Origin of the sequence: Vibrio sp. D401a (assembly GCF_030248515.1) — a bacterium.
Taxonomy (GTDB): Bacteria; Pseudomonadota; Gammaproteobacteria; order Enterobacterales; family Vibrionaceae; genus Vibrio; species Vibrio rotiferianus.
This window is the reverse complement of record NZ_JAHGAI010000008.1, coordinates 18593-32597: the sequence shown is the minus strand read 5'-3', so window position 1 is coordinate 32597 and position 14005 is coordinate 18593. Positions and strand designations below refer to the sequence as shown.

Sequence of the window (14005 nt, the reverse complement as noted above, 5' to 3'; positions counted from 1 at the left end):
CAACACGTATTTGATTAGCTTTTAATCATAAGATTCGCAAAACAACTCTGGTCATACCATTCTTTATAAAAATATCACCATAATACATGGCCTTATTAATTGCGGTTTGACCTATGCATCAAATTTAAAACGCAATATACGTCTGATCTTTGACAAGTTAATAAACATACAATTAACATTATATTTACATTGCAGTTGTAATTCTAACCGACAGCAACTGGTGTAAAAGGCATACAACAAATACAAAGACTTCGGTCTAACATAATGACACCCTAGGAGGGTCAAGGATGAACAAGAAGCACTGCTCTCTGCTTACAATTTCAATATTGTTTGCGTGTAATGCCCAATCTGCGGGCTTTCAGGTTGCTGAACACTCGGCATCTGGTCTTGGTAGAGCATTTTCAGGTGAAGGCGCGGTTGCGGATAACGCAAGCGTTTTAGCGCGTAACCCGGCTGCGATGACACTTTTTAAAGAGGCTCAGTTTTCAGGTGCACTATCTATCGTTGACCCTGAAGTAAATGTTTATGACACCTACCACAAGGAACACGCTGACGACGTAGCTCCACTACAAATTGTTCCAGCTGCTTACTACATCAGCCCAATCAATGAGCAATGGGCGTGGGGTATTGGCATGTTTACGACTTATGGTGTTGCAACAGATTATCCGAATGATATCTCTGCAGGCGATATGGCCGGTGACACATCTCTGCTATCAGTAAATATTAACCCAAATATCGCTTACCGAATTAATGAACAATTCAGTATTGGTGGTGGTATTAACCTTGTCTACGCCCATGCTGAGCTCACTCGCCACAAAGGTTCGCTAGCTCCTCTTTTTGGCCCTGGTAGCAAAAAGTCTGACAACCTCATCGGAATGGAAGGTGATACCATTGCTTGGGGCTGGAATATCGGTGGTCTCTACGAGCTGGATGAAAACAACCGTTTTGGTTTCGGCTACCGGTCCAAGGTAGACCTAGACTTCGATGAAGGTGAATTTAGTAGTTACGATTCAGGTATCGCTTCAGCCGCAAAAGTAGATGGTCGTTTACAAATCTCTCTTCCCTCTATCATCGAGCTATCTGCATTCCACCAACTTACTGAACAGTGGGCTATCCATTACGGATGGCAACAGACTGACTGGAGCACCTTCGAGGAGCTAAAAGCAACAAGTCCGCAATGTAACGATGGTGTTGCTGGTCAATGCTTCTACAAACCAGAGAAGTACGAAGACAACAACCGTTACTCATTTGGTGGCACATACACATTGAACTCTGAATGGACATTGCGCGCAGGTATCGCATTTGACGAGCAAGCAGGTAAAGCAACACTGAGTATCCCTGATAGCGATCGTTTTTGGTACAGCGCTGGTGTGACTTACGCAATGAAAGAAAATCTGACATTTGATGCAGGCTTTGCCTACGTGAAAAGTAAGTCTGGTTCTTTCAAAGAAACCAATGCTGCAGATCAAGAAATCACGTTCGACTCAGAAGGTAGTGCATACATCAGTGCAGTACAGATGAACTACACCTTCAAGTAATGGGATAACGGAGTAAACCAATGAAACACACATTTAAACTATCACTGCTTTGTTCTGCAATCCTTCTTGCTGGTTGTGGTGATAACACATCAAGTTCAGGCACGTCTGAAACCGTCACATTTGAACCTGCAGTGCAAGCGCTGTTGGATAGAAACACCGAAATTAGCTTTACCCTTCAAGGAGCAAACGCAGATGTCCCTGCCCCGTCATTCCTACTAATGGACTCGAGCGACGGTACACTTGCGATCCCTACCGATGGCGATGATCAGCTAACAAATCCTCGCGCTGCAATGAATACGATGGATGGTTGGTCAACCACTATGCCTGTCGTACTAAACTTCAAGGGCGAAGGTTTTGCTACAGGTATGCTAGCATCTGGTGTTAGCGTGATTAAAATTAATCAACGCCTGACTGACTGGGACGGTGCTTCAAACCCTATCTCTGAAGTCTTGACTATCAACCAAGACTTTGTCGTTCAAGCAAATGGTAACTCTCTATACATTCAGTTTGCAGATGCTCTTGACGAATCAAGCGAGTATGTATTCGCGGTGACACAAGAAGTCAATGATGTAAACGGAGATCCTATCGGCACCTCTTCTAGCTACGCGGTCGCCAAGTCTAAAGAAGTTAAGTACGAAACGGGTGATCTTGCACTCGTACAAGCGGCAACAACTGGCATTGAGGGTATCTTTGGCATAGCCACTCAAGCTGGCTTAGCGAACATTAACCCTACCGATATTGTTTACTCTTCATGGTTTAGCACTCAATCTGTTGGGGATACGCTTGCAGCAGTAAAAGGTGTAACTGCAACAGGCTTCGCTACCGGTGCAAACACACTTAACGCCCTGTATAAAAACGACCCAGCGGAAACGGGGATTGAACTATCGACCGCTTACACACTATCTCTGGGGCAAACTCAAGATTTTATTACTGCATTTGATAACGACGAGGATTTCGATAAATACTTCTCTTCTTCTCCTGAATTAAAACAGGCGATTAAAGGGTTGTATGCGATGTCTGGTGCTAACGTCAATGTTACTCAAGGCGTGGTTCGCCTGCCTCACTATCTAGAGCAAGGTACAAACTGGAACATGCAGCCGATGGAATCGGCAATGCCAAGCTTGGCTAAAGTAAGTGGTTCTATTGAAGACCCGGCCATTCTTGCATCGCTGTTAGAACTTGGTATTGACCCGACTAAACTTGCTACTGATGTGAATGAACAGCTCAAGCTTGTTGGTACCGAGCTACACCTTTCTAACGGTCAGCAGTTGGATGAAGAGCGCCTTATTACGCGTTATTCACCAGTACCACAGGTTAAGTCAGTTGAAGATGTTGAAGTGTTACTATTCACTCCTGCGGATTCTGTGGCAAAAGACGTTGTTATCTATCAGCACGGTATTACTTCAGCAAAAGAGAACGCGTATGGCTTTGCGTTCAACATGGTCAAAGAAGGTGTCGCCGTTATCGCCATTGACCTGCCAATCCACGGTACTCGTAGCCTAGATGACCAACGTTCAGCAAATGCGGATGTACTGGCTTACCTAAACCTGTCTAACCTCGCGGTAGCACGTGACAACCTTCGTCAAAGTATTCTTGACGTACTTGGCCTTCGAGCTAGCTTAGTTGTATCTGCACAAGGTGGGTTATTCGTTGGCGGCCCTCTTCAAGGTTTTAACCCTCTAACGGGCTCGCAAGTGAAGATGCTAGGTCACTCACTTGGTGGCATTGTTGGTGCGTCTACCGTCGCTGCTGCAAACAATACGCTGGGCTCAGACCAAGCTGATGCTCTGTATAAATTTAGCTCCGCGTCACTATTTAATTCAGGCGGACAAATTGGCAATTTGCTACTTGGTTCAGCAAGCTATGGTCCACAAATCAAACATAACTTAGCGTATGCTGCATCAGCTGACTATCGAAGCTATGCAGACGCAAGTTGTGCAGATATAGAAGACAAAGCATGTTATGAGACATTTGAATCGGTAGCTTCCCCTGAACAGCTCGCCGCTTTAAGTGCTGGGTTTAGCTCATTTATCTATGCAGCACAGACAGCTTTAGACACCGTTGACCCATTTAGCAACGTCAGTGATCTAACTGCAAATGGTACCTTATCAACGCCATTCTACATGGCTCAAGTCGAAGGTGATGACACCGTACCAAACAGCGTCCCTGGCGCTCCTTTTGCTGGTACTCAACCACTCGCAGCGAAGCTAGGGCTGAAAGTGGTCAATGCATCCGATACAAGCGTTGTCGGCGGTGCGAGCTTCGTTCAGTTTGGTAGCGATGGTAAACACAGCACCTTTGCTGTGCCGCTAACGACGATTGAACAACCGTACTACTTTGAAATGCAGGCTCAAAATGCTGACTTCATTAAAGACAACTCTCTATCCACTGTTACGAATACAACAGTACTAAAATAGAGCGTCATCGATGAGTATTAAGCGCCCAGTCTTTTGGCTGGGCGTTTTTATTTCTTTCAACAAGCAGTCCTTTTCACTGCCTCTGCTATATTTGAAGAGTTATCGTAGTTCACCAACTTAACACAAGGAAACTTCTATGCGAGCTTTAGCCGTTATAGTGACAGCTGTTCTTTTAGTGGCTTGTGGTAGTAGCCAATATCTCATGTCTACAAATGAAGGGAAAATGATCACCTCATACGGAAAACCAGATTTAAATGAAGAAACTGGGATGTATGAGTATGAGGATGTAGACGGCAAAGAAATGAGTATTTCGAAAGATGAGATAGTACAAATAATAGAACGCTAAACCTCTCGCCTTCTGAGAAATTGGGAGGCGTTATCTTATCTTTTTTGTGGTTTATCAATACGATTAATTCATCACTTCAAACAATTAGCATCATTATTTATATTCTATATATTATTTGTTTAGCCAATATTTTACATCTTCGCTCCTTTCAGGTTGGAATATTGTAAAATCTCGCCTTTAATTCTCTAACACCCTTTTATTTCTCAGGATAAAGTGGATAATACCGCCACCCAAAAAACATTACTAAGGTGAGTCCTTATGTCTATCGAAGCTACTCTGCTTGCTCGCTGCGAGTCAAAATGTGAACTGTGTTCTTCTGAATCTCAACTAACTGCTTACGCGGTACCACCACACGGTAACGTAACAGTTGATACCGCTATCATGGTTTGTGATAAGTGCCATGGTGAGATCGAAGATCCTAAAGACATTAACCACTGGCGCTGCCTAAACGACAGCATGTGGAGTCAGGTTCCAGCAGTACAAGTAACTGCATGGCGCCAACTTACTCGCCTAAACACAGAAAGCTGGGCTCAAGATGCTCTTGACATGATGTACATGGAAGAAGAGCAAATGAACTGGGCTATGAAAGGTATGTCTGCTGACGACAAAACTGTTGACTGCAACGGCACTGAACTTAAGAAAGGTGACGATGTAACAGTAATCAAAGACCTACCAGTTAAAGGTACTAACCAAGTAATCAAACAAGGTACTGTTATTCGTGGTATCAGCCTTGGTGACGACCCTAAACTTGTTTCAGGTAAGGCAAACGGCGGTCAGTCAATGTACGTGATCGCAGAATACTGCCGTAAGAAGTAATCTCAACATTACTTTGTTTGACGGGGTTCCAATCGGAACCCCGTTTTCGTTTCTGTGTTCCTTCTTTCCCCTGTCTTTCTTCCTTCCCGCGTAATCTCCTAAATTGGTTGCTTTCGATCTCATCCATTTTCGATTAATGTTCGAGAAGGAAAAAATAAGATGGATTATAGTATGAAGAAGTTAACCATCCTTGATGGCGGCATGGGACGTGAACTAAAACGCATGGGCGCCCCATTCTCTCAACCGCTTTGGAGCGCACAAGCTCTAATTGAATCGCCAGAATTCGTTTACCAAGCGCACAATAACTTCATTCAAGCTGGCGCTGAAATCATCATCGCGAACAGTTATGCCTGCGTGCCATTCCACCTTGGACAAGCTCTTTACGATCAGAAAGGCAGTGACTTAGCACGCTTTGCCGCGCAAATTGCGCGTGAATGTGCAGACAAGTCGCTGAAACCTGTTCGAGTAGCGGGCTGCATACCGCCTGCATTTGGTAGCTATCGCCCTGACCTTTTCGAACCTAAACAAGGCGAAGTCATTTTCCGTACTTTGTATGAAGCTCAAGAAGATTATGTTGACCTTTGGTTAGCAGAGACCATCTGCAGCCTAGAAGAGCTAAAGTGCTTACAAAAAGTCTTCGAAAACAGTGTCAAACCTACTGCGTACGCCTTTTCTCTTAATGATGACTCATTAGAAACCGCGTTGTTACGCTCTGGGGAAACCGTTATTCAAGCCATTGAATGTCTGGCACAAAGTGGGCGCACAAAAAATCCCATCACCATTTACTTTAACTGCTCGGTACCTGAAGTGATGGCAAAAGCCGTCAGTGACACCAAGGCGGTTTTAGACCAACACATGCTCGATATTGAAATTGGGGTGTACGCGAACAACTTCACCGCTATCAAATCTAAACACGAAGCGAACAGCGCATTACAATCAATGCGAGAACTATCACCAGAGGAATACTTAACTTTTGCGCAAGAATGGCACGAACAAGGGGCAACCATTATAGGTGGATGCTGCGGCATAGGGCCAGAGCACATCAAAGCTCTGTCAGATTGGAAAAGTTCCGTTTAAATACAAAGCTAGTCCGCACTATTCCTTAGTGGAAGTGTAGATTTCAGATACAAAAATGCCGGCGATGAAGCCGGCATTTTCAATTCGCTTTCCAGTCAGATTAACGGTACATACCGATGTCTTTCTGAATATGAGAAGACAAGTCTTCTGCGTAGTAACTGCGCGGTGCAGAGTTATCTACGAAAAGAATGTCTAATAGGTGAGCAATCAATCCTTTGAAGTTAACCGAGTAGGTCTTCTTATCCATAGAGGTTGGTAAAGCTACATTTGTCATTTGCATTGCTTGTGCCATGATTGCCTCTCTTTAAAAGCAGTAATTTGTTTCGTTGGTTGTATATTAGTCATTTTTTCTCTGAGCAAAAAATGACAAAATTTGGTAATTCAGATTAGTTTTTCTTATAAAACAAACTCATTACAAATCATTGAAATACAAAACCCAATCAAATGCATGCTTATGCAGATTGGCATATCTATTGTTGAATAACTTGGATTTACGCCTGTAAATCCAAGTTATTTGGTAACATTATTTTAACTAACAATTATTCCTAATGTTTAGGATTTTACAAAATCACTATGGATTTTGATTAGTAATTTTAACGCTAACTGTATTGGTTGTTTTGTTCTTATAGATAGAAGCAATAACTGCAGTTGTCATTACCGTCACCAAGAACGTAAGTGACCAAACCGTTGGAATTTCGTATTGTGTGCCCACCAAGAGCATTTTCGTACCAATGAACATCATGATTACAGATAGAGCTGGTTTTAGGTACACAAACTTGTCCAACATCGCTTGAAGTACAAAGTACAGAGAACGTAAACCAAGCAGAGCAAATACGTTAGCTGCTAATACCAAGAACGGTTCACGCGTTACTGCAAAGATTGCAGGGATCGAATCCAAAGCAAACATTACGTCCATCACCGCAATCACACCAACAACGATCAGCATCGGCGTCGCGACCCACTTACCCGCTTGTTTCAGCAGCAAGTGGTTTCCTTGATACTCATCTGTCACCGGTAAAAATTTGCGAATGAACTGCTCTGGGTACGGGTTAACCTCTTCTTCTTCGCCTTTATCTCGCGCTAGTTTAATACCAGTCCAAATTAAGAACGCTGCGAATAGGTAAAGTACCCAATGGTATTGTGCAAGTAACTGAGCACCAACTCCGATCATAATCGCACGTAGTACAAGTGCACCAATCACGCCCCATAATAGAGCACGTGGACGCAAATGCTCTGGCACCTTGTATTGCGCAAAGATAATCGCAAATACAAATAGGTTATCAACGCTTAATGACTTCTCAAGTAAGTAACCTGTTAAGAATGATATCGTTGCTTTCTCGTGACCATACACGCTGTGTGGCGCGTAATAATCCCAGAAGAAATAGATAGAGCCTGCAAAGACAAACGCTAGTAAGAACCAAAAGACACTCCAGCCAATTGCCTTTTTCATGGTAATCACGCCGCCACGAGTCTGATAGATATCAAGTGCGACTAAAACCAAGGTAAATAGACCGAACACACCGTACATTGTCAGTGATTCTTGCAGTGGAACAGACTGGGTTAATTGGGTGGTATTTTCGATAAGAGACATGCTTCCTCCCATGCGGAAGGACATTATTCGGGCTGACCTTCCGCAAACAATACAAACCAGCAGTCACATTACCCATGTGTCTGCTAATCAATGAATGCGTTGGTCTCGTTGAAGTGATCACGTGACGAATCAGGTGACACCTTTATTTACCGGATAAGCTGATGCTTAACGAGATGACGATAAATAAACTTGCGCTAACTACTCCCCAAACGCCGCCATCATACGCCTGCTCGGAGGGATCTCCAACAAAAAATCGTTATCGATAAAAATACAGTATTTTATTGAGAACAATTTATCAACAGCATGAATTCTAAAAGATTCAAACGTAAAAAAGGAGCACATACGTGCTCCTAATTTTCTGAATGCTTGGTCTTTATAAACCCGTTAGTGGTACAAAGTAAACCAGTGTTGACCAAACAGTAACCCACGCAACAACAACCGCTGCATCAGCCCAATCGCTATTCCACATACTCTCTTCCTCTTACTCGCATGTGCAATAACACTTGAGCAAAAAAGATACCAATTTATGTCATTGGTTTCTCTGGGAGTAAAGTTTGTGACTTTGGTTCAAACAGTTCGGTTGGTCCGTCAGTAACTCGATAAAGCAATCTGCCATGGAAAGATTGCTAACAAAGCCTTCATCCTTCATATTGAGCAACGCTTCATAGCCCTCTTTACCCTTCATGGTGTATGCAGAAGAAGCGCCACAATACCAAGACTCATCTTCCATTTCACACCAACGACTACCATCGAAAACCTCCAGATTTTTAACGCGTTGCCCCTTCGGTGCCTCTGCTTGGTATTCAAAGTTTAAGTTATGCGTATAAGGGTAGCTACCTGAACCCGTTCCTTCGACACCGTTATTCAGGGCGTTATTGATTGCGCCTTCCAATGCCAAGCGAACGGCTTTTCCTTGCACCTCATAACAACCGATCGGAACGGCAAATGGCAACAATCGTCCGGCAACATCTGCCACGGTAATATTTCCCGGGTTGAGAGATGTACGCACTCCTCCCGCGTTATGAATAGCGAACTGAACTTTATGTCCCCGCTTGTTTAGCGCGTACAAAAAAGAATGTGCGACTGCTGGAGCAAGTTCACTTCCGCCAAATTCATCAGGAATCCGAACATGACGTTTCTTCTCAGCTACGTTGGCAATCACTTGTGATTGAAGTTTACGCACTCTAGGTATGTATTTATCACTTAAGATCGCTTGTGTCTCTGGATGCTTTTTGCAGACAACCACGTTTGGTTGACCGTGGATAAAATCACATGCCTCTTCAAACACACCTTGGTCTAACTGCTCGTTTAACGTTGAGTCCCAGAAAATGCGACGTCCCAGCAATAGCTCATTTTGACCACTTAACATGGTTGCTTTGCCGTTTTCATCAAACTCAAGCACACAGTGACCCATGGTTAATGCGTGATAACCAGCTTGTACAACATAAGTATCGTTTACTTGGATGCCGTAAGGATCATCTTCACTTAAACCAATAGCTGAAAAGTTATCTTGTAACCTATGACTATGGCCTCCCACAATAATACCAATGCCATCCACTTGTGCTGCAAGCTCTAAATCCCCTTCATAACCTAAGTGACTTAAAAGGATGATGTTTTTAATGCCCACCTGATGAATTTGTTCAACAGTATGTCTAGCCGTTTCAATGGCAGAGATGAATGGCGTATCCGCATCGGGGTTGGCAATGTCGCTCATCTTGTCGATAGAAAGACCAAAGATGGCAACTTTCTCTCCGTGAAACTCTTTCACCAGATATTGCGCACTTTGGGTGCCAGTATCGAAGCTCAATACGTTATCGCAATCGCCCATGCGGTGATCTTTCGTTGGCAACTCATTCGATAAATCCCAGTTACCGGCAAGCAAAGGGAAGTTGGTACGCTGACAAAACAGAGCAACGGGTTCATTACCCATATCAAGTTCATGATTGCCTAAAGCCATCGCATCGATGTTTAGCGCGTTTAATAAGTCGGCGTTTGCTTTGCCTTTGAATAACGAAAAATACAACGTACCTTGGAAACAGTCGCCGGCGTGAAGAAACAACATGCCCTGACCTTGACGTTGTGCGTCGTCGCGTAACTGCTCTACGCGCGTTGCAATACGTGAAAATCCACCAGCGCTCACGTAAGGTTCTAGTGTTCGTTCGTTATCGATATTGAGTTTCAGCTGTAATGACGTTGGCTCAAAGTAGGAATGAGTGTCATTGATGTGTGCCAGTTTGATTCTGACTGGCTTATGATTTTTATTCATCGTCATCTTCTCTCTTTTCATTCCTTTTAATTATTAGAACTGAATCATGACAGAATCATGAATTTTATGAAACAGAGAATTAGTTATTTCATTTTTACGTGATCAACACACGTTAGACGTACAAGTTTGAAAGTGACTCTACGCCTAAACGGTCTGTATTCATAGGGTGAATGCTCTTAAATTTGTGAACTGAGCTTAACTTGCCTAAATCAATTTAATATATGCTTTAGGGGAAGCAAAAGAACTCTCGATAATTCAAATAATTGCAAGGAGGAGTGAGATGAGACTAGAACGCATCGAAATCTCTGGGTTTAGAGGCATTAAACGCCTTTCACTCTCTTTTGACGAACTGACCACTTTAATCGGTGAGAATACGTGGGGGAAATCATCCCTACTCGACGCCTTGTCTCTCGCCTTACCCGCTGATGGTTCGCTCTATCAATTTGAAATGACCGACTTTCATGTCGACTATGCGATTTCGCACCCACAAACTCAACACCTTCAAATCATCCTCTGTTTCAAAGCACAAGATAAGCACGAGGCAAATGCAGGACGTTATCGACGAATAAAACCAACCTGGTGCATTAATGAAGATAACGAGCATGTCATCTATTACCGTTTAAGTGCAACTCGCGACGGGCACAATATCACGACCAAATACGCATTTTTAAATTGTGATGGCGAACCAAAACAACTGCATCATTCAGATAAGTTAGCCGTCGAGTTAATGACCTTACACCCAGTCATTCGACTTCGCGACTCTCGCCGCTTCCCACAACAAAATCATGTCAATGGGGATAGTAAAAACGCACGTATAGAAAAACGGATTGATAACACTTGTCGACGTCTGTTTGCTATGCCAGGGCACGTAAATAAAGGTGAAGTTCGCAGTAGTTTAGACTCAATGCAAACATTAGTGGAACACTACTTTGCGTTCCGCAGTGTGAAGAAAGGTAACCCTAGAAAACCGCGTGATGGCCTTTTCTACGCGAGTCCTTCCGCTGAAAAAGGGCTATCGCAGTTTTTGAGAGAGACGAATAACAAGCAAACACGTTTATTATTGATGGGGTTGCTCAACGCTTATCTTCAAGCAAAAGGGCCTAATGACCTTAGACGTTGTGCGAGACCCATACTGACGATTGAAGATCCAGAAGGTCGATTACATCCCACTCACCTGTCAAGGGCATGGGGCTTGTTACAACTACTACCCATGCAAAAAATCCTAACCACGAACAGTGCTCGTTTACTCGGTTCCGTCCCTCTGGCATCTATCCGTCGCTTGGTTCGTTTGTCAGATCGAACTGTGGCTCGATCGCTTAACACGAACCGATTCAGTGTCGATCAGCTACGCAGGATTGGCTTTCATATTCGTTTTCATAGGGCCGGAGCACTATTTGCACGTTGCTGGTTGTTAGTTGAAGGTGAAACAGAGGTATGGCTATTCAATGAACTCGCTCGACAGTGTGGTTATGACTTAGCGGCAGAAGGCGTTCAAATTGTCGAATTTGCACAATCTGGTTTGAAGTCACTGATAAAAGTCGCTCAGGGATTCGGAATCGACTGGCATGTTGTCACCGATGGCGATCCTGCCGGTAAGAAATATGCTAATACCGTCCGAGCCCATCTAGAGCATGACCAAGAGCGCCATCGCCTTACCGAACTACCAGATCGCGATATCGAACACTTTCTATATAACAATGGGTTTGAAATTTTCTTTAAGGACATCATCAAAGTTCCTCATGAGCACCCTATTCCCGCTAAAAAAGTCGTTAATCGCGTCTTGAAAAAACACGCTAAGCCCGATTTAGCCTTAGCCATTGTGGCTCATTGCGAGGAGAAAGGCATGGAGTGCATCCCGGTGTTGTTACGTTGGACACTTAAACGTGTTGTCACGATGGCAAACGGAAACACTTAGTCATGAGCCATCAATAAACAGCATGCAAAAAAAAGCACACCAATTTGGTGTGCTCGTATCAAGAATCAGTAATTTTGATTAACTGTATTGAACGGGATAAGTCTCAATACACAGCGGATACAAATAAGATCGGGGGTTCACTACTGTACTTGCTCAGCGAGCGAAGAAGTAGCGGCTGATTTCGCATGTAACCAAAGTCCTGTTGCTTTCATTAAGTAACCAAATACGCCACCTAAGATCAGCGATGGCACAACAAGTTGCCAATTGCCGTCTGCAGCAAAAGTCGCGCATGAACCAATAAAAGTACCAGGGATGTACGCTAACCAAGCTTGCTTAGCTTGAATACACATGAAGAACGCAACAACAGCAGTAATTACGTAACCGATAATCTCTAAACCCACGTATGTTGAGCCATAGATGATAACCATCGCCCAGAATACGCCAGTCATATTGGTAAGTAAGCTTTCTGCCAACCCTTTCAAGCCACTTGTCGGGGATGCAAAGTAGCTTGTACAGCCAAGAAAGCCCGCCCAAGATAAAAGGCCAAGGGAAATAGCGATCCAGCCCCATACGCCAGAGAGAATGCCAGTGGTAATCGAAATTGCTAAAAGTGTGGTCATGGTATTCTTACCCGCTTTGCTCGTTTCGTACCGTTATGGTTCGAAAACTGCCTTCATACATTGAAATCAGGCAGTCAATACTAGGCATATCCACCGAGGAGTTCGGTGATCAAGATCTCATTAACACCCTACTAAGTTGCATGTTTTACACGTTAAATTTGACGCAACCGATAAATCAACAGATTTCGAAAATAACAAAAACGCAGTGAATTGAGCGAAAATCACAAAAAAGGCCCTACAAAATGCAGAGCCAATTCCAAAATTCTACCATTTTGTTTTGGATATCACTTAAAGAACGGAAGGTTTGCCTTTCATCATTCTTAATCCTTCACGCTTAATACAGTCAACAAGCGGGTTTTCCGCCATATCAGCACGCCAGATAAACGATAAGGTTCGATCCATCTTCAGATCGGGTACGTTCAGCGCAACCAAGTCCCCTGCTTCAATATAGCGTTCTACATCAAGGTAAGGCAGACAGGTTAGATACTGCCCATTGGATACCAAGCTTCTGAGTACTGGTACGTGCTCATACTCACGCCACACGTCCAAATCTTCAATAAGATGGTGAATAGAGCTATCAAAAATCTTGCGAGTACCAGAACCATGTTCACGCAACACCCATTTCGCTTGTTCAAGTTGAGCTAAGCTCACCGAAGGGTTACGTGCAAATGGATGGTGAGAAGCTGCGACTACAGTAAGGTGGTCACGACACCAAATCTCTTGGTGCAAACGGTTATCGTCACAGCGCCCTTCAATGACACCCAGATCGTATTTGTAATCCAAGACGCCATCGATGACAGCCTGCGTACTCTGTACCCCTAGTGAGATACGCATCTCAGGAAAATCATTATCAATGATACTGATAAGGTCAGGAACTAGGTGTTCTGCAGGTGTTTGGCTCGCACCTAATCGAATGTGTCCACTCAACAAGTGTTGCTCGTAAAAACCCATTTCAATTTGTAGCGCATCTTGCAGTAAACGCTTTGCTTTTGGTCTTAACCACATCCCCCAATGGGTTAAAGCCATTTGCTTGCCTTGCCTTTCAAATAAAGGCCTACCAAGCATTTTTTCCAACTGAGCAAGCGACATGCTCGTCGCCGATTGTGTCAGAGCCAGTTTATCCGCGGCCTGGCTTACACTGCCGGTATCTGCAACTGCGTCAAAAACCGCTAATTGCTTAAGTGAGTAGCGCAAAGTGTCCTCCCTAATTGGCGAGTATTCCCCATACTCTCGCAACCCAAAAATACATGCGCTAATACGCAATGAGGTTCATTTTACCTGCCTTTAAAAACTTATCAAATAATTTGATGAGGATTCTAAATATTATCAATTTTACCTGTAGCTCTGACCTGCTTAATCTGGATATGCGGTTCGGGAACACCGCAACAAAAAACAATAACACCTTCACTTTCGAGTACA

At 43.7% G+C, this 14005-nt stretch carries 11 protein-coding genes; 6 read left to right on the top strand and 5 right to left on the bottom strand.

Annotation, left to right across the window (positions count from 1 at the left end; genetic code table 11):
- Positions 1–287 precede the first annotated feature (287 nt).
- The 5 genes from KIV41_RS04395 (at position 288) to KIV41_RS04375 (ending at position 6194) form a co-directional block, all read left to right on the top strand.
- Positions 288–1538 carry an outer membrane protein transport protein gene (locus KIV41_RS04395; RefSeq protein WP_285335763.1) on the top strand — a complete coding sequence of 417 codons (1251 nt, stop codon included), beginning with the start codon at positions 288–290 and terminating at the stop codon, positions 1536–1538.
- Positions 1539–1558: 20 nt separating this feature from the next.
- Positions 1559–3955, top strand: a complete 2397-nt coding sequence (locus KIV41_RS04390; RefSeq protein ID WP_285335762.1) for a VolA/Pla-1 family phospholipase — start codon at positions 1559–1561, stop codon at positions 3953–3955.
- 136 nt (positions 3956–4091) lie between these two features.
- On the top strand, positions 4092–4301 hold the full coding sequence (locus tag KIV41_RS04385; RefSeq protein ID WP_010451852.1) for a YgdI/YgdR family lipoprotein: 210 nt from the start codon (positions 4092–4094) through the stop codon (positions 4299–4301).
- 258 nt (positions 4302–4559) lie between these two features.
- Positions 4560–5117 (top strand): PhnA domain-containing protein, encoded by a 558-nt coding sequence (locus KIV41_RS04380; protein ID WP_010451854.1) that lies wholly within the window; start codon positions 4560–4562, stop codon positions 5115–5117.
- Positions 5118–5288: 171 nt separating this feature from the next.
- Complete coding sequence (locus tag KIV41_RS04375) at positions 5289–6194, top strand: homocysteine S-methyltransferase family protein (RefSeq protein WP_285335761.1); 906 nt, start codon at positions 5289–5291, stop codon at positions 6192–6194.
- A 100-nt stretch (positions 6195–6294) separates the two neighbouring features.
- Here KIV41_RS04375 and KIV41_RS04370 read toward each other — a convergent pair whose 3' ends face one another.
- The 3 genes from KIV41_RS04370 to KIV41_RS04360 form a co-directional block, all read right to left on the bottom strand.
- A complete protein-coding gene (locus KIV41_RS04370; protein WP_010451858.1) occupies positions 6295–6486 on the bottom strand; it encodes a hypothetical protein in 192 nt (63 codons plus the stop codon).
- 279 nt (positions 6487–6765) lie between these two features.
- A complete protein-coding gene (locus KIV41_RS04365) occupies positions 6766–7785 on the bottom strand; it encodes a TerC family protein (protein WP_038884051.1) in 1020 nt (339 codons plus the stop codon).
- A gap of 529 nt (positions 7786–8314) precedes the next feature.
- Complete coding sequence (locus KIV41_RS04360) at positions 8315–10057, bottom strand: bifunctional UDP-sugar hydrolase/5'-nucleotidase (RefSeq protein ID WP_285335760.1); 1743 nt, start codon at positions 10055–10057, stop codon at positions 8315–8317.
- Positions 10058–10331: 274 nt separating this feature from the next.
- Here KIV41_RS04360 and KIV41_RS04355 point away from each other — a divergent pair, with 274 nt between their 5' ends.
- Entirely contained in the window at positions 10332–11966 is a 1635-nt protein-coding gene (locus KIV41_RS04355; protein WP_285335759.1) for a DUF2813 domain-containing protein, read from the top strand.
- 140 nt (positions 11967–12106) lie between these two features.
- Here the strand turns inward: KIV41_RS04355 and KIV41_RS04350 are convergent, their stop codons facing one another.
- Together KIV41_RS04350 and KIV41_RS04345 are read right to left on the bottom strand one after the other, a co-directional pair.
- Complete coding sequence (locus KIV41_RS04350) at positions 12107–12586, bottom strand: DUF1097 domain-containing protein (protein ID WP_045385212.1); 480 nt, start codon at positions 12584–12586, stop codon at positions 12107–12109.
- Positions 12587–12874: 288 nt separating this feature from the next.
- A complete protein-coding gene (locus KIV41_RS04345) occupies positions 12875–13780 on the bottom strand; it encodes a LysR substrate-binding domain-containing protein (RefSeq protein WP_010451883.1) in 906 nt (301 codons plus the stop codon).
- Between the last annotated feature and the right edge of the window lie 225 nt (positions 13781–14005).

Excerpts from the sequence above, each read along its gene's own strand:
- KIV41_RS04395 (WP_285335763.1), top strand. The coding sequence starts at position 288 with ATGAACAAGAAGCACTGCTCTCTGCTTACAATTTCAATATTGTTTGCG.
- KIV41_RS04390 (WP_285335762.1), top strand. The coding sequence starts at position 1,559 with ATGAAACACACATTTAAACTATCACTGCTTTGTTCTGCAATCCTTCTT.
- KIV41_RS04385 (WP_010451852.1), top strand. The coding sequence starts at position 4,092 with ATGCGAGCTTTAGCCGTTATAGTGACAGCTGTTCTTTTAGTGGCTTGT.
- KIV41_RS04380 (WP_010451854.1), top strand. The coding sequence starts at position 4,560 with ATGTCTATCGAAGCTACTCTGCTTGCTCGCTGCGAGTCAAAATGTGAA.
- KIV41_RS04375 (WP_285335761.1), top strand. The coding sequence starts at position 5,289 with ATGAAGAAGTTAACCATCCTTGATGGCGGCATGGGACGTGAACTAAAA.
- KIV41_RS04370 (WP_010451858.1), bottom strand. The coding sequence starts at position 6,486 with ATGGCACAAGCAATGCAAATGACAAATGTAGCTTTACCAACCTCTATG.
- KIV41_RS04365 (WP_038884051.1), bottom strand. The coding sequence starts at position 7,785 with ATGTCTCTTATCGAAAATACCACCCAATTAACCCAGTCTGTTCCACTG.
- KIV41_RS04360 (WP_285335760.1), bottom strand. The coding sequence starts at position 10,057 with ATGACGATGAATAAAAATCATAAGCCAGTCAGAATCAAACTGGCACAC.
- KIV41_RS04355 (WP_285335759.1), top strand. The coding sequence starts at position 10,332 with ATGAGACTAGAACGCATCGAAATCTCTGGGTTTAGAGGCATTAAACGC.
- KIV41_RS04350 (WP_045385212.1), bottom strand. The coding sequence starts at position 12,586 with ATGACCACACTTTTAGCAATTTCGATTACCACTGGCATTCTCTCTGGC.